Here is a 25,122-nt window from a genome sequence, read left to right on the forward strand (position 1 = left end):
ACGCAACGGAGGCTCAATGCTTCGTCGAAGTAATCTCTTACTCACGGCTCTCGCGTTGTTCGCGAGCGCGCTCACCGCGTCGGCGGGAACCTACAAAGTCAATACGACGGCGGACTCGCCGAGCGTGAGCCCGGGCGACGGGAAATGCGTGTCGAAGGCGGGTGGCTGTTCGCTGCGGGCCGCGGTGCAGGAGGCCAACGCCTCGGACGTCGGCTCGACGATCTCGGTCCCGTCGGGGACCTACACACTGTCGATTGCCCCCGACGGCGAGAACTATGCACGTTCCGGAAGTCTGTACCTCGCCGGTGAGATCACCATCACCGGGCAGGACTTCCTCGACACGATCATCGACGGCGGCGGGGTGGACCGCGTTTTCCAGATCGACAAAAGCTCCACGATCAACATCTCCGGCGTCACGATTCGCAACGGCGCCGCGAAGGGCGGCGACGGCGGCGGGATTCTCAACCGCGGAAGCCTGACGATGAGCGAATCCATCGTCACCGGGAACAAGGCCACGGCCGACCCGGGCCAGTCGAATGGCCGTGGGGGCGGACTTCACAACGAGGCGTCGGCGACGCTTAGGACGGTGACGTTCGACGGCAACCAGGCCGATGGCCGCGGTGGGGCGATCTACAACGCGACCACGGGCGTCCTTGAGATGACGAACGGCCGCGTCACGTCGAATGCGTCCCTTACCGACGACGGGGGCGGCATCCTCAATGCAGGGAAGCTCACCCTGGCGATCCTGCCGGTGCGAGAGAACCGAGGCTCAAACGGCGGTGGCATCGACAACGTCGAGGGCACGCTGTCCCTGTTCGACGTTCTCGTGGCCGACAATACCGCAGGGTCCAACGGCGGCGGGTTGCGAAACTCGGGTGCGGCAACGCTGACCAACGTGACGGTCGGGGCGAACCAGGCCGGCGTCTCCGGTGGTGGGATCGACAACCGGGAGAAGGGAAAGCTCGTATTGAACAACGTGACCATTGCGCGCAATACCGCTGCCACGCAGTCCAAGGGAACCGGCGGTGGCATCGAGAACGCGAAGGGCGCGAGCGTTTCGGTCGGGAACAGCATTCTTGCCGCTAACAAGGTCGGCGCTGCGAAGTCGGATTGCGAAGGAGTGCTCGGGTCCCAGGGCTACAACCTGGTCGGCACCCAGGCCGGCTGCATCCTGTCGGGCAACGCGACGGGCGACCTGCTCGACGTCGCGCCGGCGTTGGCCAGGCTCGCTACGAACGATGGTCCGACGCCGACCTATGCGTTCGGGGCGGATAGTCCCGCCGTCGACGCTGGGAACCCGGCGAAGCCCACCGGGAGTGACGGGTCTTGCGCCGAAGCGGATCAACGGGGCGTGGAGCGACCGCAGGCGGGGAGGCCAGGCGCTCCCGCACGGTGTGATATCGGAGCTTTCGAGCTGAAGCCCGGCACCTAGCCGGTTGCGATTCTCATGAGTGTATCGTCCGACGATCTGGGCCGAGGTCGAACCGTCCTCGTGCTGACGTACCGGTGGCCGCCTCAGGGCGGCGGCGGTGTGCAGCGCACGCTCAAGCTGGTGAAGTATCTGTCGCAACTCGGGTGGCGCCCTGTCGTCCACACGGTGTCGAACCCGTACTCGCGGCTGTGGGACCCGACCCTCCAGGCCGAAGTACCGCCGGAGGCGACGGTGTATCGCACGCCGACTCTCGAATACGAGAGCCTTCGAGCGGCCGCCGGCAAAGTCGCCTCCTCGGCGATACGCGCGGTACGCGGCAAGCCGACGAAGGCGAAGTCGGCGGCGACTTCGTCCGCGGTGCCCAAGGCGTCGCCGAGCGGCGGGACGGAAGGGGTCCGGGAAGGGCGACGTCGACGCGGCGTCGCCGGGCGGGCCGAGGACTGGATCTGGTCGCGGCTCCTGATTCCGGATCCACAGATCGTCTGGACGGCCGCGGCGTTCGCGTCGGGGCTGTTCATCGCCAATCGCGAGAAGCCCGACGTTCTGTACTCGAGCTCGCCTCCAAACTCGCTGAACGTGTTGGCACTGGCACTTGCGAAACGGCTGAGGCTGCCTTGGATCGCGGATTTTCGTGACCCGTGGACCGACGGGCTCAGGCGCCGTCAGTGGTATCCTGACCATCCGGCGCGTCAGCGTCGCGAGGAGAAGTGGGAGCGCTCGGTCTTCGAGTACGCGAACCACGTGTTGGTCACGACGGACCCGGCCCGCGAGACGTTCGTCTCGAAGTATCCGTGGTGTCCGCCCGAGCGGGTGAGCGTTCTCACCAATGGTTTCGACTCGGCGGACTTCGAGCACGCCGGCAGCGGCAAGCGGCTTCTCGAGCCGGGGCTGCTTCATCTGAGTCTGTCGGGCAACGTCGAGACCATGTTCGACCTCGTGCCCTTCCTGCATGCGGTGAGAAAGTTGCTCGATTCCGATCCGGAGGCCCGCAAGATCCTGCGGATCAACTTCCTCGGCACGAAGCGACAGCCGCATTACGACTCGGCGATCGAGGAGTACGGGATCGCCGACGTCGTCCGCTTCCACGCGTACATGCCGCACGAGCGGGTAGTTCAGCTCGTGGCGGAGAGTGACGCGCTCATGCTCTGCCAGATCCCGGCGAAAGAGTCCGGCGGCGTGAAGCTTCCCGGAAAGATGTTCGAGTACCTCTATACCCGCAAGCCGATCCTGGCGCTCACGATCCCAGGCGTCACGACGTCGATCCTCGATAGTGCTGGCGTCGGGCGTGTCGTGAACCCGAATGACGTCGCCGGAATCCGTGCCGAGTTGGCGCAGTTCGTCTACGAGTTCCGGCACGGTGGAATTCCGGCTCGCGCGAACGAAGAGGTGATTCAGACGTTCGACCGCCGGGCCCAGGCCGCCGAGGTGTCGCATCTCCTCGACAGCGCTATCGTCGAAGGGCGCCGAGGCCGCGGCTAGGAGCCAAGATGGGTCGCGGTGATCCTGCTGTCGCCGACATCGGGCCCTACCCGAACCATTTGGGGTCGGGCTCATAGGTCGATCGCTCAGCCCGGCGGTGGTGCCTCGGGCACGGGAAGAGCCATAGGTGTGGGCGACCAGAACGCCGGGTCGATGATGAAGTCGCGCACCCCGAAGGCGACGAACTGCACGCCGATGCAGATCAGAAGAAAGCCCATGATCCGCGCAACGGCATCGATTCCGTTCTGGCCGAGGAAGTCGACCAGCGTCCCGGCCGCGCGCAGGACGAGCCAACACACGATCGCCGTGAGCACGATCCCGAGCCCGACGACGATGTATTCGATCGGGCGCTCGATCTCGGCGGCGATGCCGAGGATCACGGCGATCGAGCCGGGGCCGGCGAGGCTCGGCATTGCGAGCGGGGTGAACGCGACGTCGTGCTTCAGCGTCGCCTCACTGCGTCCCTCTTCGGTGAGGGTGTCGTCTTGCGGGAAGAGCATCCGGAACCCGATGAAGCTCACGACGAGCCCGCCGGCGATCCGGACCCCGGAGACGGAGATCCCGAAGAAGCGCATGATGAGGGCGCCGGCGACGAGGAAGATCAAGAGAATGGCCGCCATGTATAAGCCGGCGCGGAAGGCCTGCTGGTTTCGCTCGTCGGCCGAGAGTCCCGGCGTGATCGCGAGGAAGAGCGCCGAGGTGCTGAACGGGTTCGCGATCGGCAGCAGCGATGCGACCGTGACACCGGCGTAGTAGAGCACGGCGCCGGTTCCGACGGAGAGTTCCATGGCGGGCGGAGGCGGGGTCTAGCCGACCGTCTTTTTGACGCCGTCGTCGGCGAGGGTGAGATCGATCTCGGAGCTGCGCTTGCGGACTTCACTGCCGAGATGGATGAGCATCAGGTCCTTGCACTCCAGTCGCTGTAGATTCTGCTCTAGTTCGACATAACGCACGTGTCGCGGCACCTCGCTGTCGAAGGCGGAGCACTCGCAGAGGAAGAGGTCCGCACCGCTGGACTGCTTGATCAGGTCGTCCGTCCAGGGCGTGTCGCCCGAGTAGACGATGGACGTTCCGCCGGCGGAGACGCGATGGCCGAGTGAGAGTTCCTTCTCCTGATGCGGGACGTGGAAGCTCTCGATCCTGGTGTCGGCGACCTCGTACGCGGACGTGTCCCGCATCTCGGTGAAGCGGACCGGAAAAGGGAGCGTCTCGCCACGGCGCTCGGAGTAGAGCGTTTGATACAGCGTATAGACGCGCTCTTCGAGTCCCGGCGGTCCGATGATCTCGAGGGGGCGCTGGCGGCGAGAGTCGTAGGTGTAGTCGAGGAGCATGAACGGGATCCCCGCGAAGTGGTCGCCATGAAGGTGGCTGATCGTGATCGCGTCGATCTCGCTCGGGCAGCGCCCGAGGGCCTTGAGGGCGATCAGGACGCTCGGTCCGGCGTCGAGGAGGAGCGTCGTGTGGCTGGTTTCGACCAGATAGCCCGCGTTGTGTCGGCCGAGTGATCCGAACGCGTCGCCGGTCCCGAGGCAGGTGAGGTCCATGGCCACAGTCGGATTGAACCACATTTCATGAACCAGCAGAAGCGCGGGCGCCCTTCTGGATTTGCGTGGGCATGTGGCCTCGTGGGGGGTCGTGCAACGGAACCCGCAAGGCAGACGCGAGTCTTGCGCGGTAACGTTGCTCGGCGACCGTCAATGTTTCGGCGAGGCGTTACGAGACTACCCCTAACTCACTATCGGGTATTGGGGGTCCATCTTCGTTTTTTCCCGTAGGCATTGGATGTGCCACCCTTGGCACCCCTGTTGCTGTGGTGTCTGTCCATGCGACCGAGACACGGGGAATGGGGCTTTGGACTCGCCGTCGCCATCACTCTCGTTGTCGCCGCGCCTGCGGCTGCAACGAGTTGGATCGTACCTGATCCTGAGTCGATGGCCGATTCGGCGGACGCGGTTGTGTTGGCGACCGTGGAACAGATTCGTAGCGTTGCGGAGTATGACGGTTCATCGATTACGACCGAGGTGACGCTGCACGTACAAGAGGGGTACAAGGGTGCGGTCGCGGGCGAACGGCTCGTGCTCCACGAGGTCGGTGGTCGCGTGGGCCTCGACACGCAGTGGGCGTTCGGCTCGCCCGAGTATCATGTCGGTGAAACGGTTGTCGCCTATGTGGAGCGCTCGCGGCGCGGGCGCCTTCGCACGCAGCATATGGCCATCGGGAAGCTCGATACCGAGATCCTCGAGGATGGCCGTGTCGCTCTCACGCGCATCCGTCGAGGCGGCACTCGCACCCGCGAGACGCTCTCGTCGTTCGAGCGCGGCCTCGCTACCAAGCGGCGGACGCGCGGTGCCGTCCGCCTCGCTGGCCGCTTGCAGCCGAACACGCCGCAGCTCGAAGGTATCTCGCAGGCGCAGGCGGACTTTCGACTGATGGAGCCGGGCTCGCGTTGGTTCGATCTCCCGGTTGCGATCTGGGGTGATCTCGCGGGGGATAAATCGCTTGGCAAGCAGGCGGGGAAACGCATCGTTCAGGAAGGTGCGGAGGCGTGGAACAACCAGCCGGGCTCCGAGTTCGAGATTCAATACCAGGGCAGCAAGAAGGGCCCGGGATTCGTCTGCAACCCTGGCTACATGACCGTGAGCTTCGATGACCCGAAGGACCAAGTGGGCAATCCATCGGGGTGCGGCGGTGGTGCACTCGCCGTCGGCGGATTCTGTGCGACGGCCAGCCCGAAGAGCGGCTCTCCGTATCGCGAGATCACGAGTGGCGCGGTGGTCTTCAACGACGGCTGGAATGACTGCTGGTTCTGGAACGAGACGAACCTGAAGGAGATCGTCACACACGAGGTCGGCCATGCGATCGGCTTCGCGCACTCGTGGGACGCCCACCTCGGAACGACGAACGACCCGTTCGTCCTCGACGCGACCATGTACTGGATGGCCCACTTCGACGGGCGAGGTGGCGGCTTGAGCGACTACGACAAGGGTGCGCTCGCGCTCTTGTACGACGATGGCGGTGCCTCTACGCTGCCGCCGGTCCCGACGCCGGTCCCGACGCCTGTCCCGACGCCTGTCCCGACGCCCGCGCCGAACATTGGGAGTGATCTCGACGGAGATGGCATAGACAACGCGCAGGACAATTGCCCGGATCTCCCGAACTCGCTGCAGGGCGATGCCGACGCCGATGGTGTCGGCGACATATGCGATGCCTGCGATGCTTCGGCCGACCTGGATGAGGTCTGTTCGTCGCTCGTCGGGAGTGCGCGGATCGTGGTGAACGCCAAGGGTCGGGTGAACGCGCTGGTGCGGGTCACCTTCCCGCCGTGGATCGCGAAGCTCGGCAAGAATGTCGACGTCGACCTAGATCTCGTATCCGAGAACGGCAGCTACGGCGTCTCCCTCACCGGGAGTGACTTCCGGGTGAACCGTGGCAAGACGACTGCGAAGCTTCAGACGAAGAACCTGTCCGCAACCGTCCGGAAGTACGGAGACGGGATGACCCGGGTCACGCTGCGAGTGAAGGACGACTCTCTAGCCGATCTCGTCGGGGAAGATCTGATGGTTCGGGTCGCGGTGCCGGGGCAGAGTGCCTTCGGTCAGATGTCGTGTTCCACGAGGAGCCCGGACAAGCGCCACGTGACGAACTGCAAGGTCCGGTAGGTTTCCTCTAACCGCCTGCGGGGGACGGGGCGGCGTCCCCGTCTCCCCCGGCCGCATCGGCGGTCGCTTCCACGGCAGCCGGTGTAGGTGTCGCAGCCGCTGCGAGTGTCTGGGTCGCGGCGGGCTCGGTGGGAGCTGGTTCGGTGGTCGCCCCTGCGGCGGTCTCGGGGTCGGGCGGGGTCGCTTCAGCCGCGACGGATGCTGCGGTCTTCGCGACGTCCTTCACCGCCGACGCCTCCTTCACGACCGGCGCGGCGAGGAGAGTCGCCGCTTGGGAGCCGAGATCACCGAAGCGGGTCGCCAGTGCGACGAAGCGGGACTCGAGTTTGACGAGGATCTGGTTCGAGTCGCGGAGCTGTCCGCGGAGCCATTCGCGCTCTTGGTCGGCCTGCTTGAGAGAGGTCTCCAACTCGCGCACGCGTGGGCTCGTGACGACCAGGTAGTCGCCGCCCCCGGCGCTGATTAGAAACACGGCGGTCCCGCCGATTCCGAGGATCAATCCCAGCAGCAGCCCCATGATGAACTTCGTCATCCTTCGTCCTCCTCTAACCTGAGCGGCCGGCCTAGCTGTTCGGGGCCGGCTTCGAATCCGTGTTCGCGGAGCGCGCTGCGAACCTCTTCTGCCGCGATGCCGCTGTCGATTCCAACGCAGCCACGGCGCTTGGCTCTCGTGACCGCGCAGTCCACCAGCAAGCCGAGATCCTCTCGGCTCGCCTCGTCGCCGGGGCGCAGCGCCACCATCGCATCGATCGTTGCCAGCAGTCCACCGTGGGCGAGGCTGCGGCGGTAGTGCACGGCCACGACGCCACAGAGCGCACCCTCCCGATCGACCACATAGACGTCGGCGGTGAGGGTCTTGAGAAGTCGCCGGAGCGCTCTTACCCGCCCGGCCGCGGGACCGCCGGCATGCTGGATGAGCGTCGGAATGTCCTCTCGCCGGGCCCGGCGGACCCGGGTTGCCGTCGCCTTTGCTGAACGTTTTTCACCCATGACTGCGGCACGGTCGTTAGCACAGCCGGGCGGCCGCTGAAAAAGCCGCGCCGAATGCCTACGATCGAGGAGGGATGGCGTCGCGGAGGAAGGAACGAGCCCGGCAACCCTCGGGCGAGGAATTGGAGCTCGAGGTGGAGCGGCTCGTGAACGGTCCAGGTGCGATGGGACACGCGCCGGACGGACGGGTCGTGTTCCTCTCTGAGGGCCTGCCGGGCGAGCGCGTTCGGGCGCAGGTACAAAGCGGCAAGAGCAACTACCTCCGAGCGCGGGTCGTGCGCGTCCTGGGGGAAGCCGCGGCCGACCGGCGGGCGCCGCCGTGTCCGGTCGTCACCCTTTGCGGGGGCTGTCCGTGGCAGGAGTTGGAGTACGAGGCGCAGGTGGTGGCAAAACAGGACGTCGTGCTGCGTGAAATCGAGCGCGCGTGTCGCACGCGGCCCGAAGAGGTCCACGACCCGATCGTGGGTTCGCAGTGGCGCGCTCGCCACCGGATCCGACTCGCTGTGGGGCGCGCCGGCGGTGGCGCGCCGATCGTCGGTTACCGGGGCCGCGGAAAACACGAGATCGTGCCGATCGAGGATTGCCCGATCGCCCGGGAAGAGCTCTCTGCGGCACTGCCCCTGGCGCGCGGCCTCGCCGAGCGGGAGAAGACGGTTCGAGAGATCGAGCTGTCGGTGGACGACCGTGGTGTCGTGCGCTTGCGCGGTGTCTGCTCGCCGGGAAAACCACCCGAGGCCGAGCGCCTCTTCGGGGAACTCACGGACCTCGCCCGGAGAAGTGAGCCGCCGTGCCCTGCGCCCGCGGGGATCGCGTTCGAGCCGGCGGAGTCCTCGGCGCGTTGGCGTACCGAAGCGGGAGACGTGCTTCAGCGCATCGTCGTCGCCTCGGACATGGAGATCGGCGTTCCGCTGGGTGTGTTCACCCAGGTCAATGCGGATCTGAACGCGCGGTTGGTCGCTGCGGTCGTCGGTGAGGTCGCGGGTGCGGGCGGGCGAAACGTCGTTGACCTCTACTGCGGCGCCGGCAATTTCAGTCTGCCTCTCGCGCGCGCGGGCGTGAACGTTTTCGGAATCGATGCGGACGATCGAGCGATCGCCGCGGCGCGCGCTTCAGCCGCGAAGCTCGGTCTCGATGATCGCGCGCGGTTCGACACGAGGGTCGCAGATGACCTGGCTCTTGCGGGGATCGAGAGCCCTCCGGACGTCGTCGTTCTCGATCCCCCGCGGACCGGCGCGGCTCCGGTCTTGTCGGCGGTTCTCGCGGCGCGTCCGTCCGTCCTCGTGTACGTGTCGTGCGACGTCGCGACGTTCGCCCGGGATGCGCGACGGTTTTTGGCAGAGGGCTGGAGCTTCTCGTCCTTACGGCTCATCGACCTCACGCCGCAGACGTATCGTGCCGAAGTGCTAGGTGTATTCAGGTTGACTTGGTAACGCGGCGGTCCCTATCGTGCGTAGCAGGGTGGCAGCGGAACCGTTCGGCGAGAACTCATGGCAAAACAAGAAAAATCCACGGCTCGCCCGAAGATCACGATCATCCCGGGGCGGGGTGTCGCGCAGACGATCAACTACCTGCTCGAAGATCGTGACGATCTCGAGTGGTTGGTCGCGGTGGGGCGCAACAAGAACGGCGAGATCTTCTTCTACGACACCGGTGGCGACATCGTGGAAGACCTCGGTACTCTCGACTATCTGAAGCAGCGGATCATCCGCGCGCACTTCGGCGACGAGCCGGAATAGCCGTTCGCGAATTTGGTCTGGCCCGCCGCTCACGGTCGGCCCCGAAATCCGCTACACGTCGGCACATGACTGCCGACACGCTCTTCACGATCTGCAACAATGGGGTCCTCCCCGCCTGGCTTTTGCTCGTGTTTGCTCCGGGGTGGGAGTGGACCCAGCGGATCGTTCACGGGATCTGGATCCCGCTCTTGCTTGGCGGGGTGTACACGGGCATCGCCCTGATGGGGCCTGGGGCGCCCGAGGGTTCCGGCTTCGGAAGTCTGCCCGAGGTCATGCGTCTCTTCACCTCGCCCGAGGGCGCACTCGCCGGCTGGGTGCACTACCTGGTCTTCGATCTGTTCGTAGGCGCCTGGGAAGTGCGCGATGCGCGGCGGCGCGAAATCTCGCACCTATGGGTCGCGCCGTGTTTGGTGCTGACCCTGATGCTGGGGCCGGCTGGTTTGGTCGCGTATCTCTTGCTCCGGTTTGTGCGGACGGGCGCAACAGACCTCGTCGAAGCGTAACCGGCGGGTTCGCTCGGTTGTGCTAGGACGTGGTTCCCGAGCGCCACTCGGGTGTCAGAGCGAAGACCTCGCCGTCGCGTTCGACGAGTGGGACACGGTGTAGGAGCTTGCCGCAGGGTGGTCCGGCGACGCACTCTCCGGTGTTGGGGAGGTACCAGGCGCCGTGCGTTGGGCACATGAGATAGTTGCCGTCTTCGGTGAAGAACTGGTTCTCGACCCAGTCGAGCGTCATGGCGACGTGGCGGCACTCGTTCACGTAGGCGTTCAGGTCCCCGTCATGTCGTACAACGAAACACTCGACCTGCCGGTCGCCGTCGGGCACGCGGAACTTCTGCGATTTGCCGTCCTCGATCTCGTCGGCTCGGCACACGCGGGTGCCCTTCGGGGCGGGGTCGGCCGGTGTCGTCACCCCGGGCACGATAGCTGCGAGCACGGGGGGCCGCCAAGCGGGCCTTCGGGTGACCCGTTGCGTGCATCGTGGTGGTCGGTCTACTCAAGAAGAATGGTCTGTTCCTGTCTTTCGGTTGCCGCCTTTCTCCGGTGTTTGGCGGGGAACGCGTTTGGGCGGCCCAGCCCAGAGGGGGTGAGCCTCGATGTCGACGTTTGCTGACGACGAAGCCGGCCCGGAGAGGATCGATCTCGAGGACGAGTCGCCCGAAGCACTGCAGGCTCTGTTCGACGAGCGCGGCTGGGGCGACGGTCTTCCACTGGTCGCTCCGACCGAGGCACGTGTCGCTGCGATGCTCGGCGGGCGTGACCCCGACGAAGAGGTTGCGGTTCTGCCGCCCCGGTTCGGTCGAGCGACGCGACAGGCGCTTGCCGTGAACGCGGTCCTCGCGGGTTGCTCGCCGGAGCTGTTTCCGGTTGTGACGACGGCCATCCGGGCGCTGTCCGGACCCGACGTGAACCTGCAGGGGGTGCAGGCGACGACGCACCCCGTAGCGCCACTCGTCATCGTGCACGGCGAGGCGGTCGCGGACCTGGCCTTTAACGCGGGCCTTGGTACGTTGGGTCCCGGGACGCGCGCGAACGCGACCGTGGGACGCGCGATCCGGCTGGCGCTGTTGCACGTCGGCGGCGGGTACCCCGGGCGAGGAGACCAATCCACCCAGGGGCAGCCGGCCAAGTACTCGTACTGCATCGCCGAGAACGCACCGGAGAGCCCGTGGGAGGCCTATCATCGCTGGTCCGGTGTGGATGCGGCGAGTGCCGTGACCGTCCACTGCGGCGCCGGTCCGCACAACTTCCATGACATGGAGAGCGAGAGCGCGGCCCGGATTCTGGAAAAGGGTGCATCGGCGTTTACTTCGCTTGGGAGCAACAACGCGTGCATCAGCGAAGGGGAGTGCTTCGTCGTGCTGTGCCCCGAGCATGCGGCGACGATTGCGCGGGAAGGGTGGACCCGGCGGGACGTGCAGAGCTTCCTGTTCGAGAGGGCGCGTTTACCCGTGGGCGTCTTCCGACGCGCGTTCGACCAACGGCGCTGGCGACCCTGGATGCAGGAAACACTCGATGCCGATCGGCTCCTGCCGATGACGGACCATCCAGACAATTTTCGTGTGCTCGTCGCCGGTGGAGCGGGTAAGCACTCCTGTGTGATTCCGAGTTGGGGCGTGACAAAGAGCCGTACGCTTGCGCTGGACGATTGAGAGGTGAGCATGTCGATCTGGATCCATTCTCCCGAAGGAAACGTGGGCGCGCGGCCGATGCGGCTCTCTCCTCGCGTGGACGTTCTCGCGGGTCGTCGAATCGGGTTGCTAGACAATCGCAAACCCAACGCCGGCGCTCTGCTGGAGCATGTGGGTGCGCGACTCGCCCAGCGCACCGGCGCGACCGTTTCGTTGGCGCTGCAGAAGAGCAATGCGGCCGTGCGGTGTGAGGCCGATCTTCTCGACAAGCTGCGCGCGGAAGCCGACGTGATCATCACCGGGAGCGGTGATTGAGGCTCCTGCACGTCGTGGAGTGTCCACGACCAAGTACAGATGGAACGCCGCGGGGTCCCCGCGGTGCTGCTCGCGACCGAGCCTTTCGTCCCGTTGGCGCTCCAGCAGAGTGAGTCGTACGGTCTGCGGGGCGCGCGCCTCGCCGTGATCGGGCATCCGCTGGGTGCGATCTCTCCCGCGGAAGTCGAGGCCCGGGCGGACGCCGTGATCGACGACGTGCTGCGGTTGCTGGTTGGGTAGCCCCTCAGTCGAACGAGCGGTCGAAGAAGGCGCGGGCCTCCGCGGAGAGTCGCGCGCGGATTTCTTCGTTGCGGAACAGTTCGGGTGGGGCGGGCTGGCCGAAGTCGGGGCGGGGGCCGAACCCGTAGATGATTTCGAAGGTGGGCCTCGCCGGCGCGCGTCGATAGGTGACGCGGTGAATCATCCAGGCATGGAAGAGGCAGGCGTCGCCAGGTTCCAGTTCGAGCCGATCGTCGGTTTGCTCGATTCGTCTCCTCTCGAGCACTTGGTCAGAGGCTCATCGGAGCTTCCTGCATTCCTCCTCCGGGAGGAAGCTGCGGATCACGATCCGTCCCGTGTCGGTTCAGTCGCTCACGACGCGCTGAGGGAGACGTTCCTTAATCTCGCCCGATTCTTTAATTGGCGGGCTCTCGACGGTTCTCGGTCCCGAATTCCGGCATTCTCGTGATGACTAAAGAAAACCCGGAGATTAAAGAACGTCCCCGGTGACGCCGCCGCAGGCGCGGAGGGCGGTGGTGACTTCGTCGTGGCGGGTGGTGCGGCGCTCGCGTTTTTCGTCGGTGTCGCAGATGCGGTCGAGGACTCCGGTGCCCCAGGTGACATGTTGGCGGAGCTTGCGGGTCGCGTGGTCGAGGAGTTCGATCGTGGGGGCGTCGCAGATCTGGTCGGTCTCGCGCATCGTGACCTCGTAGACGTCGATCAGGTGCGGCATGAGAACGCAGAAGAGACCCGTCAGTTTTTCGACCGTGCGGTCCGGGGATTCGGGGTTCGCGATCTCCTGGATCAGGTCGGCGTACCCTTGGTTTGCTGCTTGCGACGCGGTGGCCATATTTCGGCCGGCGCGCAACTCGGGCAGGCGCTTGCCGAGTTCGTCGGCGGCCTGGGCACTCTCCCAGATGACCTTGCCGAGCCCCGTCTTCACCGGAAGCTCAGGAATCGTGGCGAGCCAGCCGCCCATCATCATCGTCATCCACTCGTGCGTGTAACGGAAGTTGCGGACGCGCTTGGCCGTCGACTCTACGTCGTAGCGGCCGTGCAGTTCACGGAGATCCTCGGGGATGTCGAAGGCGGAGTAGGGAGCGAAGGTGGTTCGCTCGTCCATCCCGATCCCCGGGTACATGCGTTGTTCTTCACTCATGCCGAAGCTCCGTCGTTGGCGCGGGTGGCGAGCTTGGCCTTGTGACGCTCGCGCAGGATCTTGGATGCGGCTTTGATCGTTTCGCGGGACGGCCCGCCGGCCGAGAGCGTCGACAACTCGGACAGCTCGTCTTCGGTGAAGCCGGCTTCCCTGCGAACCTCCGTGGCGATTGGGATGGCGGCGTCTTCGCGGTCGGAGCGAGAGCCTCCGAAGCTGAACTGCTTGTCGACCTGGCGACGGAAGTCCTGGGCGCGCTCGTAGCGCTCCGGATCGCCCTTGGTGAATTCTCGCACCCACTCGCTGCCGAAGCGTACGTGGGTGAGCTCGTCGGCGAGGACGTAGTCGATCGCCTGCTTCATCTTCTCGTCACCGATTTCCTCCGCAAACCGGATCATGTCGCGAAAGACGTCGCACGCGAGGCCTTCGAGACCGCGGTTCACGCCCGCGACCCGCATCGCGGGATCGTCGGAGCACGCACACTCGAATAGGAACGTGCTCTCTGGGTACATGCCCGGCGTCGCACCGACGTGGTCGAGAAGCTTCTCGAAGATCTGCACGTGCCGCGCCTCGTCCCAACACTGGCGCGCCATGTTCATCTTGAATTCCCAGGGAGCGTCGGGGAAATCCCAGAGCGAGCGCCCGGCGCCCTCGAGCGCTTGCAGCTCGCCAGCGAAGATGCCGTGCATCCGCATCATGAGCCGAATGTTGACGGCCTTGTCGGTCCCCTTGAGCGGATCGTTTAGCGCGACCAGCGCGAACGAAGGTCCGTGTTCATCGTACAGGGGCTCTGCGGACGTGCCGCGTATTGCCTTCTCGATCATCGGGTCGAACGCCTCGAAGACCTCGACGACCTTGTCGACCTCGTCGGGCAGCTCCGACATGACGGTCGAAAGAGTGTTGTCCTGTCGGACGAACCGCGAATCGCGGGCGAGCTCTTGGTGATGAATGAACCGCTTCATGAATCTCTCCCTCAGATGGGTGTTGTCCAGGGAGCGTATCGCGTCGGCCTACCCGGTCAAACCGCTAATCCTCGGGCGGTCGTTTAAGGCCCCGATCGGTCGATTTCGGGGCTGAGCCTATTTCGCGAGGGTCTTGAGGTACGCCGCGATGTCGGTCCGATCCGCGGCGGAGAGGCTCTCGCCGCCGCCCGGGGGCATGCCCAGCGGGTAGTCCTTCGTGGGCGGGTGCCCGGTGGCGATGAACTTGGCGATTGCCCCGACGCTCCCGGTTTTCACGAGCGGCGCCTCTGTCAGGTTCATCCCCATGCCGGTCATGCCTTCGCCGTCCGAGCGGTGGCACTGAACGCAGATCCCGTCGAACTTCTTCTTGCCGTTGGCGACATCCGGAGCGGCGCCCGCGGGCGCCGCGGCGAAGACCAGGGCGGCCGCGAGGACGCCGGCGAAGCACGGAGACGATGGGTGGGCCATACTTACAGTTTTGCCCGTGTTGAAGGATTGTCAAGGGGCAGCGTGGCGAGGGTTCGGGGCATCGGGTACACCATACATCCATGGCACGTAGCTTTTATGAGCGGCTCACTGCGCTCGACAGTTCTTTCCTGCTGCTCGAGAAGCACAACTCCCCGCTGCACGTCGCATCGACGCTGACGATCGAGGCGGAGCCCCTGCGAACGGAAGGGGGGGGGATCGACGCCGAGCGGATCAAGAAGCACATGGCGAGCGAGCTGCACCGCATTCCGCGGTACCGCCAGAAGCTGCGCTGGATCCCGCTCACGTCACGTCCGGTTTGGGTGGACGACGATCGGTTCAACATCGACTACCACGTCCGGCACACGAGCCTCCCGCGGCCCGGCAGCGACGAGCAGCTGAAGCGCCTTTCGGCGCGCATCATGGAACAGCCGCTCGATCCGTCTCGTCCGCTCTGGGAGACGTGGATCGTCGAAGGTCTCGACGGTGACCGGTTCGCCCTGATCTCGAAGGTGCACCATTGCATGATCGATGGCGTGTCGGGCGTCGATCTCCTGAAGATCCTGCTCTCGCCCACACCGGAAGTGCACGAGCTGGACCGGCCGCGCTTCCTCGCTCGTCGCGCGCCGTCCCCGTTTGAACTGTGGCGCGATGAGATGCTGCGTCGTGCGTTCCTTCCGCTCCAACTCGTGAACGGAGTCCGCGCCCTCGTCTCCGAGGCGGAAGAGGCTCGCAGGGAGACGTTCTCGCGACTGCGGTCCGCAGCCGACATGCTGGGGTCGACGCTCTCGCTCGCTCCGGAGACGCCGCTCAATCAACCCGTGAGCCCGCACCGTCGTTTCGACTGGCTCACGATGGAGTTGGAGGAGGTCAAACAGATCCGGCGCGCCTTCGGGTGCAGTATCAACGATGTCGTCCTCGCCGTCGTGACGGGCGCGATGCAGCGCTTTCTCGAGCGGCGGAACCTGAACCCGGCGGCGGTCGACTTCAAGGTGATGTCCCCGGTGAGTGTGCGCTCGGAAGATCAGCAGGGTGCGCTCGGGAACCAGGTTTCGGCCTGGATCCTCGAGCTTCCCATCGGGGAGGTGGACCCGCGCGAGCAGATACGCCTGATCTCCGCCCGCACGAACGAGCTGAAGGAGAAGCGCAGCGCGGTAGGCGCGACGGTTCTCACCGATGCGGCGGAGTGGGGCTCGTCGACGTTGCTCGCGCTGGGCGCGCGCAACGTGTCGCGGTTCCTCCCGTTCAACCTCGTGGTCACAAACGTCCCGGGCCCGCAGTTCCCGATGTATATGCTCGGCGCGAAGCTCCAGCGGACGTATCCCCTGGTTCCCCTCGTCGACAACATGGGCCTCGGGCTCGCGCAGATGAGCTACGACGGGAAGCTCTGTTGGGGCTTCAACGCCGACTACGACCTCCTGCCGGATCTCCCGGCCATCGTTCGGGCCACGCAAGAGGCGTTCGACGAACTAAAGGCGCTGGCGGCCAGCGGGTATCAGCTCTCACCGGAGTCGCCGGCGGAAGACGGCGCGATGCCGCTCCAGGCCGTCTCGAAGATCAGCAGCTGACGTCGCGCCGAGAGAAACGGGAATGAATGCGCTCGAGGTCCTCCAGGCTTTGATCCGGCGCGAGTGGCCGGTCCGGCTCCTTTCCCCACTGATCGGTAAGTACAACCCCTTCCATCCGGACTTCCGGCGCGATCCGTATCCGAGCTACCGGCGACTTCGGGAGACCGCGCCGATCTACAAGAGCCCGCCGCTCCAATCCTTGATCTTGAGCCGGTACCAGGACGTCGCGCCGCTCCTTCAGGATCCACGCTTCGGCGTCGATCGCACGAAAGCACGCATCGAGGAGAAGCTCGGAATGTTCGACGCGCTCCCGTCGGGCCTTGGGGAAGCCGTCACGACGTCGCTCTTGATGACCGACGCACCGGATCACACGCGATTGCGCAGGCTCGTGAGTCGAGCGTTCACGCCGCGCGTGATTCAGCGTCTCGGGGATCGCGTCGGCGACCTCGTCGGCGAGTTGCTCGACGAGATGGCACACAAGCCCGATCCCGACCTGATTCGGGATCTCGCGGACCCGCTTCCGTTGCTCGTCATCGCGGAGATGCTGGGCGTGCCCGTCGCGGATCGCGCGCAGCTCAAGACCTGGTCGAATTCCGCTGTGGGCATTCTCGATCCGCTGCAGGCCGAGGGCGGCATCCGCAACATTGCCGAGGCGTTCGACGGCTTGTCCGCGCACCTCGACCGAGTGTTCGCCGATCGGCGTGCGACACCGCGTGAAGATCTCGTGAGCGCACTCGTTGCGGTGGAAGAGCAGGGCGACGTTCTCAGCGAGGTCGAGCTCAAGTCTCTGTGTCTGCTCATTCTCGTCGCGGGCAACGAGACCACGACAAACCTGATCGGCAACGGGATGCTCGCCCTCCTGCACCACCCAGACGAACGGCGCCGTCTTCAGGACGACCCGTCGCTGGCGCGTACCGCGATCGAGGAGATGCTGCGCTACGACAGCCCGATACAGATGACCGATCGCGTGGCCCTGGAGCCTCTCGAACTCGGTGGAAAGCGTGTCCGGAAGGGCGATGTGGTCGGGGTGATCCTCGCGTCGGCCAATCGCGACCCCGAGCAGTTCTCGGATCCCGACCGCCTGGATATCGGCCGAAAGGACAACCAGCACCTAGCCTTCGGCCACGGCGTTCACTTCTGCCTCGGCGCGCAGCTCGCGCGCCTCGAAGGTCAGACCGCGATCACGAGGCTCTTGGAGCGGTTCCCCGACCTCGACGGCGAGCGCAACCCGACTTCCTGGAAGCGGTCGCTGGTGCTGCGCGGCCTCACGTCCCTGCGCCTGGATCTCCGGGCCACCGCCGTCGGCTGAGGCGCCCGCCGGCCGTCCGGCGGGCGCGCGCTCACCCGGACCCCATTTTTCTCGTCGGATAGGGTTGACTACTTTGTATCACGGATGTATCACAAAGTAGTACGAAGTGAGACAGGGAGCCCGAAGCCCATGGCAGACGAGCAAGACAAGAAAGAAAAGAAGGAGAAGGTCCTGCACGCGCGGATCCCGGAATCCCTCGATGAGGAGATTCGGGAGCACGCGGCCCAGCTGGGCCTGTCCGTGTCGAACCTGGTGCGGAACGTTCTTGGGAACGCGGTCGGCCTCGTCGACGAGATCATCGCCGACACCGCCGGCGTGGCGCGCAGCGCCACCGGTGGGAAGGCCGCCCCACAGCCGAATGCGGCATCGGCCGCTGCTGCCCAGGCGGAGCCGCGACGGGTTCTCGGCTGGCAGGAAGCGATTTTGAATATGAATGCGGTCTGTGACCGCTGCAACACCATCCTCGAGAAGGGATCGCGTGGTGCGATCGCCATCGTCGAGGGGGTAGGGCCGAGACCCATGAGGTGTGTCGGCTGCATCGAGGAGAAGAGCAATGAAAACGACTGAACAAGATTACGAGCGGGATTCTTTGGGAGACTTCATTGGTGACGTCGTCGATTCGGCGACCGCCCTGGCCGAGCGCGCCACCGAGTCGGCCGCGGAACTCGCTGGGCAGGCCGTGCGCGACGCACGTCGCGTCGCCCACTCCTTCGAAGCGCTGTTGGACGCGGCTGCTCGCGAGGGTGTCGAGCTCGCGCGGGATACGATCGACGCAGTCCGTGACGCAGCGGAGCGGGCCGACGGTAGCGTTCCGCGTGACGACGACGAGCGCCCCGAAACCGTCGTCTGAGCGAGCGACCGCACCGTGCGTCTGAAACGATGGTGGTGCGCTAGGCGTCGCGGCGGGTGGCCGGCCGCGACGTCTTTTTCACTCCGGCCTCTTTGCGGTTCGCGGAAAAACGCGAGACAGGACGCAGCAGAGCACCGAGGCGCTTGATCTCGCGCCGGTGCTTCCGGGTTCGCTTCTCCGCTCGGCGGAGCGCGGCGAACGCCTGCTCCAGGTCACCTGCGAGTTCGTCGCCGTGCGGCACCACGTTGGGATCGAGGTGAGCGCAGATCGACAGGCAGCCGTCGTGCGTGAGAATTGCGAACTCGACCCCCATCCCGTGGAACAACGGGACGACGCCGTGCAGTGCGAGGACTCGGCTGCCGGCGAGGGTGCGCGCATTCTTCGGCCCTGGCACGTTGGTGCACACGGTGTTCACAATCGGGGTCGGAGGCATGAGCATGGGGAGAGCGGCTTCCACGACCGGTGGGAGCGCTCCCATCATGCGTAGACCATAGGCGGTGGCCCGAGGCTGCCCGCGTGCGTGGAGTGCCCTCATCTCCGTCGAGATGCGGTCCAGTCGCTCTAAAGGATCGGCCACGTCCACTGGCAGGCGCGGGAACATGGCGGAGATCGCGTTCCCGAGACTCGGGTCGTTGCCGCCCCCGCGCAGGCTTACTGGAACGATGGTGCGGAGGGACTTCCGCGTCGACGTGCGGTGGTGGCGCCAGAGGTAACGGCGCAGCGCTCCGGAGATGACCGACAGGGCCAGGTCGTTGACGGTGGTGCCCGTCTCGCTACAGACCGGGCCGTATTCCTCACGGTCGAATGTGGCCCAGGTCGCGCGTCGGCGGCTCGTGAGGGGAGCGTTCAGGGTCGTTGGGGGGGCGGGGTCTTCGTGGAGGAGGGAGACGACCGTCGATGTCAGTTCGGCGATGTCGCGCATGTGATTCCAGACCGGGGCGCCGTTTTCGGTGCCACCAAATGGATTTCCCCAGGCCTGCTTGTCCTCGGAGGCGCCACGCCTCGATGTGCCCTTCCGGGGTCGGCGTGCGCGAACCGGAGCGGCGGCGTCGGTGAGGAGGTCGAGGACGCGCATCCCGCTCATGCCATCGAGCATGCAATGGTGGGCCCGGAAGATGACGGCCGCTCGGCCGTCGGGGCCGCCCGCGATCGAGACGATTTCCCAGAGCGGTCGGTCGGCCCGCAGAGGCGCCGAGAGCACGGCCTCCGAGGCATCGCCGAAGCCGTCCGCCGGCCACTCCGTCGAGCGGAAGTGCCGGATCAACGAGAAGTCGGGATCGTCCTCCCAAGCCGGGCGCTCGATGTCGAGCGGAATCCGGACGGGCCGTTGTCGGAACCGGGGCAGCGCCCGCACGAGATCCTCCAGGCGCTCGAGGAGCAGCACCGGCTCGATCAGTCCTTCGAGTTCCGCGATGCAGCCCACGACGAGCGGTTGCTCCGGCCGCTCGAAGAACAAGAAGGCGGCGTCCAGCGCCGAAAGCGGCTCTGCGGGTGTGGTTTGATCCATGTCGATGTAGTGGGGTCCGGGCAGAGCGGTCGGGAACGAAGGGAAGGGGGCAGATTCCTGTTCAGCGGTCGGATGTCAAGGTTGACGAGCGGGTTTGAGTCGCTTGAGTGGTCGCGTGACCTGGCGTCGAGTGCAGGGTAGGCTCGTCTCGTGGCGGATGGAGCGACAGATCTTCTCGCGCGAGCAGTCGAACTGGTCCGGGGAAGCAAGAAGGTCGTTGCGCTGACCGGCGCGGGTCTATCCACCGAGTCGGGCATCCCCGACTTCCGCAGCCCCGGTGGTGTCTGGGAGAAGTACAAGCCTGTCGAGTACGCCGACTTCCAGAGGTCCGAGGAGGCGCGCCGCGCACACTGGCAGTACAAGGCCGCGACGATCCCTCCGATGCTCGCGGCACGGCCGAACCCCGCGCATGATGCCCTCCGTCGGCTCGAAGAGGCGGGCCGTCTACTCGCTGTGATCACGCAGAACATCGACGGTCTGCACCAGGCGGCCGGGAGTCGGCAGGTGCTCGAACTGCACGGCACCAACCGGCACACGGTCTGCCTCCAATGCGGGGCCGAGGAGTCGATCCAAACGGTCCTCGCACGCCTCGAGGCGGGCGAGGACGTCCCGAAATGCAAAGCGTGCGGAGGGGCCCTCAAGCCCGCGACGGTTTCCTTCGGCCAGATGTTGCCGCCGGATGTCCTTCGTCAGGCGATGGAGCACACCCGCCGCGCGGACTGTCTGCTGGCGCTCGGAACCTCGCTGCAGGTGCAGCCGGCTGCGTCCCTCGTCGACGTGGCGAAGGAACATGGCGCGAAGGTTGTCGTGGTCACCCGATCCAGCACGCCGTACGACTCGATCGCGGACGCCAAGCTCGATCACCCGCTGGGGACCTGCCTCCCCGCGATCGTCGCCGGCGTTCTCGACGGCGCACCTTAGCCAAGAGGAGGGCAGGGGCGGCCAAGGCCGGCTCAGCGAGGGGTGTTGGCCAAGATGACCGTCCACGGCAGTACGGCGAACAGCGTGTACGTGACTGCCAGGGACAGAAGTCCGGGCTCCACGAACCGGTGCTCGCGTCGCTGGTAGACCAGGATCAGGAGGCCCATGGCGACGATCTTCACCACGGCGATCCCATAGATCGGTCCCACCGACGACATCGCCGTAGCGACCAGCGGGTTTCCCTCGGGGAAACCCCGGCTCGTCCCCGCAAGCGTGACCCAGCCGTCCAGAAATTGGAGACTCAGGTTCGCGAGTAGGAGCGCCTGCAGCCGGGAGAGTGGAGTGAGGAGTGTTGCCACGAGAGCGGAGTTTGCAACGCTGGGACCAACCGTACCCGCGGGAAATCGAGCTTTTTGAGCGGTTCCGGTCTGGCGAATCTGCACGATCGGGCCGGCGACTCGCGGAGGTGAACGATCGCCGCCCCTGATCGGGAGTTCGCTGTGTGGTCGGGGCGTCGCACTCGTCCGTCCCGACGGGAGGGGCTTTTCAACCGCCTGCTAGGGCGACGGACGCCAGGCTTGCTATGGTGGGGGTAGGTGAGCGGGGTGGAGGATAAGGAGCGTCGGTTGCGGATCGCCGTGTTCGGCACCCGCGGGATCCCGGCCTCCTACGGGGGCTTCGAGACCTTCGCGGAGCAGTTGGGGTCGCGATTGGTCGAGCGCGGCCATTCGGTCACGGTTTTCGGCCGCTCGGGCAGCGTAGACCCGGCTCTGCACGGGCACTTCCACCGCGGAGTACGGCTCGTCGTCTTGCCGGCACCGCGGTCGAAACATCTCGAGACCGTCCTGCACACCGTCCGCGCGGCCTGGTGGGCTCGCGGGGAGAGGTTCGATCTCGCCGTCGTCTGCAACAGCGCGAACTTTCCGGCGCTGCCGCTGCTGCGGAAGACCGGAACCCCCACGGTCCTGGCCATCGACGGAATTGAGAGCACCCGTCGCAAGTGGGGCGTCGCCGGGCGATCCTTCTATCGGTTGGCGTCCTGGCTCGGTCCGCGCCTTGCAGACACGCTGATCGCCGACTGTCGCGTGATCGAGAACCACTACCGCGCTCGCGGTGCCGGTAGCGTTGAGATGATCCCCTACGGGGCCGAGCCGCCGCAGGCGACGGGGCGCGAAACCCTGGACCGCCTGGGCGTCGTTTCGGGCCAGTACGTGCTGTACGTGAGCCGACTCGAGCCCGAGAACAACGCGGACGTCGTCATTAGCGCGTTCCGTGCCTCCGAGGTTCCGGGGCACCTCGTCATCGTGGGCGATGCCCCGTACGCAGACTCGTACAAGACTCGGCTTTCGGAGTTGGCCGGAGGTGACGGCCGGGTTCGGTTCGCCGGATTCCTGTTCGGCGAAGGGTATGACGAACTTCGAGCGAACGCCGGGGCCTACGTCCAGGCGACCGAAGTCGGCGGGACCCACCCCGCGCTCCTCGAGGCGATGGCGGCGGGGCTTCCCATCGTAGCCAACGACATCCCCGAGCATCGTGAAGTTCTCGCCGATGCCGGTTGGTACTATCGAAAGAACTCCGTTCCTGACCTGGCCGAGCGACTTCGCGAGGTCCTGCTCGGAGACCAGGACGTTCGTGCGAGTCGGGCTGCGGCGGCGTTCGATCGCGTCCGAGCGGAGTACGACTGGGACCGCGTCGCGCGATCGTACGAGCGGCTCGCCGAGCGACTCGCCAAAGCGTGATTGCTTCGGTGAGGGGACTGGGGTAACGGGCGGAGCGATGGCCGTGGTCGCTAAAGGGCCCGATGGGGCAGAGGCGGGGTCGGCCCTCGGGAGCGGTCGAAGCGCCGAATCCGTCCGAGGGCGCGCTGCTGGGCGCGCGGTCGCTCGCGGAGGTCCCGTTGCGTACTTCCGGCAGCTCGCGTTGCTCGCCGATGGTCTCGTTCTCGCCCTTGCGTTCCCCCTCGCTTACCTCGTGAAGACGCGCATGCTGCCGGCGGATCTCACGCCACTCTACGCGCCCGAGGTCTACATTGCGCCCGCCGCCCTCGTCGCGATGGTGACGCTGTTCGCCCTAGAGCGCCGCGGCGCACATACTGCCGCCGAGACGCTCTCTCTCGGCGCCATCACCGGGACGGTCGTTTTGTCTGTTGGCATGGCGCTCGTCTTCGGCGCGACGGTTCTCTACACGTTCAAGCTCTCTTACGTGAGTCGATTGTTTCTCGCGATCTACGGTGCAACGAGCACGATCCTCCTGATTGGCGTCCACCTCAGCTTGCGGCCGCTGATCGTCCGCGCGCGCGAGTCGGGGGAGGCCGCACCGCGGGTTCTCTTCGTCGGCGAGGCCGATGATGTCGCGCACTTGTCGGCGGTGCTTGACGGGGAGTCGCCGTTCGGGATCGCCGTCGTGGATCGTCTCTCCGTAGCCGCGCTGCAGAGGGCGACGGTTTCTCGGGAGTCGGGGACAGAGTTCCCCGCTCTCGACGAGTTGCTCGCCCGCGAGGCGATCGATGAGGTCGCGGTTGCCACGCCAGATCTGCGGGCCGCCGACATCTCGCGTCTTGTCGCCGCGTGTGATCGCGAGGGCGTGCATCTCCACGTGTCGGTGGAAGCGCTCGGGGCCGGCCTCGAGCGCGCCCGCTTGGAGCACCTGGCCGACGTGCCGCTCCTGTCGATCAACCCGCAGGTGCACTCGGCCTGGGCACGGGCGGTGAAGCGTGCGCTCGACTTTGCGGTCGCCCCGATCCTGTTGGTCTTGTCGGCTCCGCTGTGGGTATTGATCGCGGCTGCGGTGAGCCTCGACTCGGACGGGCCGGTTTTCTTCCGGCAGGAGCGGATCGGCCTCAACAAGCGCCGGTTCGGCATGCTGAAGTTTCGTACGATGGCGGCGGACGCCGAGGGCCAGCGTGGGACGATGAGCGGCCTCAACGAGGCCGACGGGCCTATCTTCAAAGTGCGTCGCGATCCCCGCGTCACACGGGTCGGTAGTTTCCTGCGCAGGTTCGATCTCGACGAGCTCCCGCAGCTGCTGAACGTGCTCGCCGGACACATGACGCTGATCGGGCCCCGTCCGATGATCCCTGAGGAGATCGTCGACTTCGCGTCGTGGCAGCGGAAGCGGTTCTCGATGCATCCGGGGATCACCGGTCTCTGGCAGGTGAGTCACGCCCTGGGAGACCCGTTCCTGAGCGGCCTCCAGGCGGACCTGGACTACATCGATCGGTGGTCGTTGAAGTTGGACCTGACGATCCTCCTGCGCACCTTCCTCGCGGTGTTGCGCAATCGAGACGCACATTGAGCCCGAACGAGACGACGCGCGTTCCGTTCCTGGACCTGCGCCGTGAGTATGCGTCGATCGCAGGCGAGCTCGAGGCGGCGGTCCTCGAGGTCCTGCGGTCCCAGGCGTATATCCTGGGTCCGGCGGCGGCGCGCTTCGAGGAGGAGGTCGCCGAGTTCCTCGGCGTCGAGCACGCGATCGGTGTTTCGTCGGGTTCGGACGCGGTCTTGCTCGCGCTTGCGGCGCTAGACGTCGGTCCTGGGGACCAGGTCGTGACGACACCGTTCACGTTCTTCGCGACGGTGTCGGCGATCGTGCGCCTGGGCGCGCAACCTGTCTTCGCAGACATCTCGAGGGCGGACTACCTGCTCGATCCCGCCGAGGTTGCGAAGGTCGTCACGGATCGCACCCGGGCGATCATGCCGGTGCAGCTCTATGGGCAATGCGTCGATCCCGATGCGTTCGACGCCATCGGTCGCGAGCACAGAATCCCGATCATCGAAGATGCCGCGCAGGCGATTGGCGCGCGTCGTGGGAAGTTCGGCGCCGGCGCGTTCGGCGACTTTGGCTGTTTCAGCTTTTATCCGACCAAGAACCTCGCCGCGGTCGGCGAGGCGGGCCTCGTTACGACGGGGGACGATCGTCTCGCAAGTCGGGTGCGACGGCTGCGCGACCACGGCTCGGAGAAGCGATACGAACATTTGGAGGTCGGGTGGAACGCGCGCCTCGACGGCGTTCAGGCCGCGGCGCTTTCAGTGAAGCTCCGCCACCTGAAGGACTGGAACCAGGCTCGCGCGGCGCATGCCGCCAGGTACGGGGAACTCCTGTGCGACGCGGGCCTCGGGGAGACGCTCGGTCTACCGATCGTCGCTCCGGATGCGACTCATGTCTTTCATCAGTACGTGCTCCGCGCACCGCGCCGCGACGAGCTCCGCGCCCACCTCGCCGAGCACGGGATCGGCAGCGGGGTGTACTATCCCGAGCCGCTTCACGTGCAGCCCAGCTTCGAATCCCTCGGGTATGGCCCGGGAGATTTTCCTGAAGCCGAGCGCGCGGCGGCGGAGGTCCTGGCCCTGCCGATCTTCCCGCAGCTTCGTGCCCAAGAGCAGGACCGCGTCGTGAGCGCGATCATCGCCTTCTACGCTTGAAC

General features: G+C 66.0%; 28 protein-coding genes. 17 read left to right on the top strand and 11 right to left on the bottom strand.

What is annotated here, in order from left to right; all coding sequences use genetic code 11:
* Positions 1 to 16 precede the first annotated feature (16 nt).
* Together P8R42_30190 and P8R42_30195 are read left to right on the top strand one after the other, a co-directional pair.
* A complete protein-coding gene (locus P8R42_30190; GenBank protein ID MDG2308874.1) occupies positions 17 to 1,432 on the top strand; it encodes a choice-of-anchor Q domain-containing protein in 1,416 nt (471 codons plus the stop codon).
* Positions 1,433 to 1,447: 15 nt separating this feature from the next.
* A complete protein-coding gene (locus tag P8R42_30195; protein ID MDG2308875.1) occupies positions 1,448 to 2,911 on the top strand; it encodes a glycosyltransferase in 1,464 nt (487 codons plus the stop codon).
* 86 nt (positions 2,912 to 2,997) lie between these two features.
* Here the strand turns inward: P8R42_30195 and P8R42_30200 are convergent, their stop codons facing one another.
* Together P8R42_30200 and P8R42_30205 are read right to left on the bottom strand one after the other, a co-directional pair.
* Positions 2,998 to 3,699: a MarC family NAAT transporter gene (locus P8R42_30200; protein ID MDG2308876.1), complete on the bottom strand. Its 702-nt coding sequence runs from the start codon at positions 3,697 to 3,699 to the stop codon at positions 2,998 to 3,000.
* An 18-nt stretch (positions 3,700 to 3,717) separates the two neighbouring features.
* Positions 3,718 to 4,479 carry an MBL fold metallo-hydrolase gene (locus P8R42_30205; protein MDG2308877.1) on the bottom strand — a complete coding sequence of 254 codons (762 nt, stop codon included), beginning with the start codon at positions 4,477 to 4,479 and terminating at the stop codon, positions 3,718 to 3,720.
* A gap of 363 nt (positions 4,480 to 4,842) precedes the next feature.
* On the opposite strand from P8R42_30205, the gene P8R42_30210 reads away from it, so the two are divergent.
* Positions 4,843 to 6,570, top strand: coding sequence for a hypothetical protein (locus tag P8R42_30210; GenBank protein MDG2308878.1), 1,728 nt, complete (start codon positions 4,843 to 4,845; stop codon positions 6,568 to 6,570).
* 7 nt (positions 6,571 to 6,577) lie between these two features.
* Here P8R42_30210 and P8R42_30215 read toward each other — a convergent pair whose 3' ends face one another.
* Together P8R42_30215 and P8R42_30220 are read right to left on the bottom strand one after the other, a co-directional pair.
* Positions 6,578 to 7,102, bottom strand: a complete 525-nt coding sequence (locus P8R42_30215) for a hypothetical protein (protein ID MDG2308879.1) — start codon at positions 7,100 to 7,102, stop codon at positions 6,578 to 6,580.
* Positions 7,099 to 7,560 (bottom strand): hypothetical protein, encoded by a 462-nt coding sequence (locus tag P8R42_30220; protein ID MDG2308880.1) that lies wholly within the window; start codon positions 7,558 to 7,560, stop codon positions 7,099 to 7,101. The genes P8R42_30215 and P8R42_30220 overlap by 4 nt, the downstream gene beginning before the upstream one ends.
* A 74-nt stretch (positions 7,561 to 7,634) precedes the next feature.
* Here P8R42_30220 and P8R42_30225 point away from each other — a divergent pair, with 74 nt between their 5' ends.
* From P8R42_30225 to P8R42_30235, 3 genes are all read left to right on the top strand, one after another.
* On the top strand, positions 7,635 to 8,990 hold the full coding sequence (locus P8R42_30225; protein ID MDG2308881.1) for a methyltransferase domain-containing protein: 1,356 nt from the start codon (positions 7,635 to 7,637) through the stop codon (positions 8,988 to 8,990).
* Between the two features lie 57 nt (positions 8,991 to 9,047).
* On the top strand, positions 9,048 to 9,296 hold the full coding sequence (locus tag P8R42_30230) for a hypothetical protein (protein MDG2308882.1): 249 nt from the start codon (positions 9,048 to 9,050) through the stop codon (positions 9,294 to 9,296).
* A gap of 65 nt (positions 9,297 to 9,361) precedes the next feature.
* Positions 9,362 to 9,799 carry an ABA4-like family protein gene (locus P8R42_30235; protein ID MDG2308883.1) on the top strand — a complete coding sequence of 146 codons (438 nt, stop codon included), beginning with the start codon at positions 9,362 to 9,364 and terminating at the stop codon, positions 9,797 to 9,799.
* 22 nt (positions 9,800 to 9,821) lie between these two features.
* Here P8R42_30235 and P8R42_30240 read toward each other — a convergent pair whose 3' ends face one another.
* A complete protein-coding gene (locus P8R42_30240; GenBank protein MDG2308884.1) occupies positions 9,822 to 10,232 on the bottom strand; it encodes a Rieske 2Fe-2S domain-containing protein in 411 nt (136 codons plus the stop codon).
* Between the two features lie 160 nt (positions 10,233 to 10,392).
* Between P8R42_30240 and P8R42_30245 the strand changes: the two genes are divergently transcribed.
* The 3 genes from P8R42_30245 to P8R42_30255 are packed head-to-tail and all read left to right on the top strand — an operon-like array spanning position 10,393 to position 11,982.
* Positions 10,393 to 11,448 carry a hypothetical protein gene (locus P8R42_30245; protein MDG2308885.1) on the top strand — a complete coding sequence of 352 codons (1,056 nt, stop codon included), beginning with the start codon at positions 10,393 to 10,395 and terminating at the stop codon, positions 11,446 to 11,448.
* 9 nt (positions 11,449 to 11,457) lie between these two features.
* Complete coding sequence (locus P8R42_30250; GenBank protein ID MDG2308886.1) at positions 11,458 to 11,742, top strand: hypothetical protein; 285 nt, start codon at positions 11,458 to 11,460, stop codon at positions 11,740 to 11,742.
* A 39-nt stretch (positions 11,743 to 11,781) separates the two neighbouring features.
* Positions 11,782 to 11,982: a hypothetical protein gene (locus P8R42_30255; protein ID MDG2308887.1), complete on the top strand. Its 201-nt coding sequence runs from the start codon at positions 11,782 to 11,784 to the stop codon at positions 11,980 to 11,982.
* Positions 11,983 to 11,986: 4 nt separating this feature from the next.
* Here P8R42_30255 and P8R42_30260 read toward each other — a convergent pair whose 3' ends face one another.
* The 4 genes from P8R42_30260 to P8R42_30275 form a co-directional block, all read right to left on the bottom strand.
* Positions 11,987 to 12,247, bottom strand: a complete 261-nt coding sequence (locus tag P8R42_30260) for a hypothetical protein (protein ID MDG2308888.1) — start codon at positions 12,245 to 12,247, stop codon at positions 11,987 to 11,989.
* Positions 12,248 to 12,451: 204 nt separating this feature from the next.
* Positions 12,452 to 13,120, bottom strand: a complete 669-nt coding sequence (locus P8R42_30265) for a hypothetical protein (GenBank protein ID MDG2308889.1) — start codon at positions 13,118 to 13,120, stop codon at positions 12,452 to 12,454.
* The gene (locus P8R42_30270) at positions 13,117 to 14,079 is read right to left on the bottom strand and encodes a DUF455 family protein (GenBank protein ID MDG2308890.1); all 963 of its coding nucleotides are present in this window, start codon (positions 14,077 to 14,079) and stop codon (positions 13,117 to 13,119) included. Before P8R42_30270 ends, P8R42_30265 begins: the two co-directional genes overlap by 4 nt.
* A gap of 117 nt (positions 14,080 to 14,196) precedes the next feature.
* Positions 14,197 to 14,547, bottom strand: coding sequence for a cytochrome c (locus P8R42_30275; protein MDG2308891.1), 351 nt, complete (start codon positions 14,545 to 14,547; stop codon positions 14,197 to 14,199).
* Positions 14,548 to 14,627: 80 nt separating this feature from the next.
* Here P8R42_30275 and P8R42_30280 point away from each other — a divergent pair, with 80 nt between their 5' ends.
* The 4 genes from P8R42_30280 (at position 14,628) to P8R42_30295 (ending at position 18,271) form a co-directional block, all read left to right on the top strand.
* The gene (locus tag P8R42_30280) at positions 14,628 to 16,112 is read left to right on the top strand and encodes a wax ester/triacylglycerol synthase family O-acyltransferase (GenBank protein MDG2308892.1); all 1,485 of its coding nucleotides are present in this window, start codon (positions 14,628 to 14,630) and stop codon (positions 16,110 to 16,112) included.
* 22 nt (positions 16,113 to 16,134) lie between these two features.
* The gene (locus P8R42_30285) at positions 16,135 to 17,421 is read left to right on the top strand and encodes a cytochrome P450 (GenBank protein MDG2308893.1); all 1,287 of its coding nucleotides are present in this window, start codon (positions 16,135 to 16,137) and stop codon (positions 17,419 to 17,421) included.
* A 129-nt stretch (positions 17,422 to 17,550) separates the two neighbouring features.
* Positions 17,551 to 17,988 carry a hypothetical protein gene (locus P8R42_30290; GenBank protein MDG2308894.1) on the top strand — a complete coding sequence of 146 codons (438 nt, stop codon included), beginning with the start codon at positions 17,551 to 17,553 and terminating at the stop codon, positions 17,986 to 17,988.
* Complete coding sequence (locus tag P8R42_30295; protein ID MDG2308895.1) at positions 17,975 to 18,271, top strand: hypothetical protein; 297 nt, start codon at positions 17,975 to 17,977, stop codon at positions 18,269 to 18,271. The genes P8R42_30290 and P8R42_30295 overlap by 14 nt, the downstream gene beginning before the upstream one ends.
* Before the next feature lie 40 nt (positions 18,272 to 18,311).
* Here the strand turns inward: P8R42_30295 and P8R42_30300 are convergent, their stop codons facing one another.
* On the bottom strand, positions 18,312 to 19,778 hold the full coding sequence (locus tag P8R42_30300; GenBank protein ID MDG2308896.1) for a wax ester/triacylglycerol synthase family O-acyltransferase: 1,467 nt from the start codon (positions 19,776 to 19,778) through the stop codon (positions 18,312 to 18,314).
* Between the two features lie 150 nt (positions 19,779 to 19,928).
* Here P8R42_30300 and P8R42_30305 point away from each other — a divergent pair, with 150 nt between their 5' ends.
* Positions 19,929 to 20,699 carry a Sir2 family NAD-dependent protein deacetylase gene (locus P8R42_30305; GenBank protein MDG2308897.1) on the top strand — a complete coding sequence of 257 codons (771 nt, stop codon included), beginning with the start codon at positions 19,929 to 19,931 and terminating at the stop codon, positions 20,697 to 20,699.
* Between the two features lie 32 nt (positions 20,700 to 20,731).
* Here the strand turns inward: P8R42_30305 and P8R42_30310 are convergent, their stop codons facing one another.
* Positions 20,732 to 21,058, bottom strand: coding sequence for a DUF5658 family protein (locus P8R42_30310; GenBank protein MDG2308898.1), 327 nt, complete (start codon positions 21,056 to 21,058; stop codon positions 20,732 to 20,734).
* A gap of 246 nt (positions 21,059 to 21,304) precedes the next feature.
* Here P8R42_30310 and P8R42_30315 point away from each other — a divergent pair, with 246 nt between their 5' ends.
* The 3 genes from P8R42_30315 to P8R42_30325 are packed head-to-tail and all read left to right on the top strand — an operon-like array spanning position 21,305 to position 25,120.
* Positions 21,305 to 22,438, top strand: a complete 1,134-nt coding sequence (locus P8R42_30315; protein ID MDG2308899.1) for a glycosyltransferase — start codon at positions 21,305 to 21,307, stop codon at positions 22,436 to 22,438.
* Between the two features lie 43 nt (positions 22,439 to 22,481).
* A complete protein-coding gene (locus P8R42_30320) occupies positions 22,482 to 23,993 on the top strand; it encodes a sugar transferase (protein MDG2308900.1) in 1,512 nt (503 codons plus the stop codon).
* Positions 23,990 to 25,120 (top strand): DegT/DnrJ/EryC1/StrS family aminotransferase, encoded by a 1,131-nt coding sequence (locus P8R42_30325; protein MDG2308901.1) that lies wholly within the window; start codon positions 23,990 to 23,992, stop codon positions 25,118 to 25,120. The genes P8R42_30320 and P8R42_30325 overlap by 4 nt, the downstream gene beginning before the upstream one ends.
* Positions 25,121 to 25,122: the final 2 nt, after the last annotated feature.

The organism is Candidatus Binatia bacterium (genome assembly GCA_029243485.1).
GTDB lineage: Bacteria > Desulfobacterota > Binatia > UBA12015 > UBA12015 > VGTG01.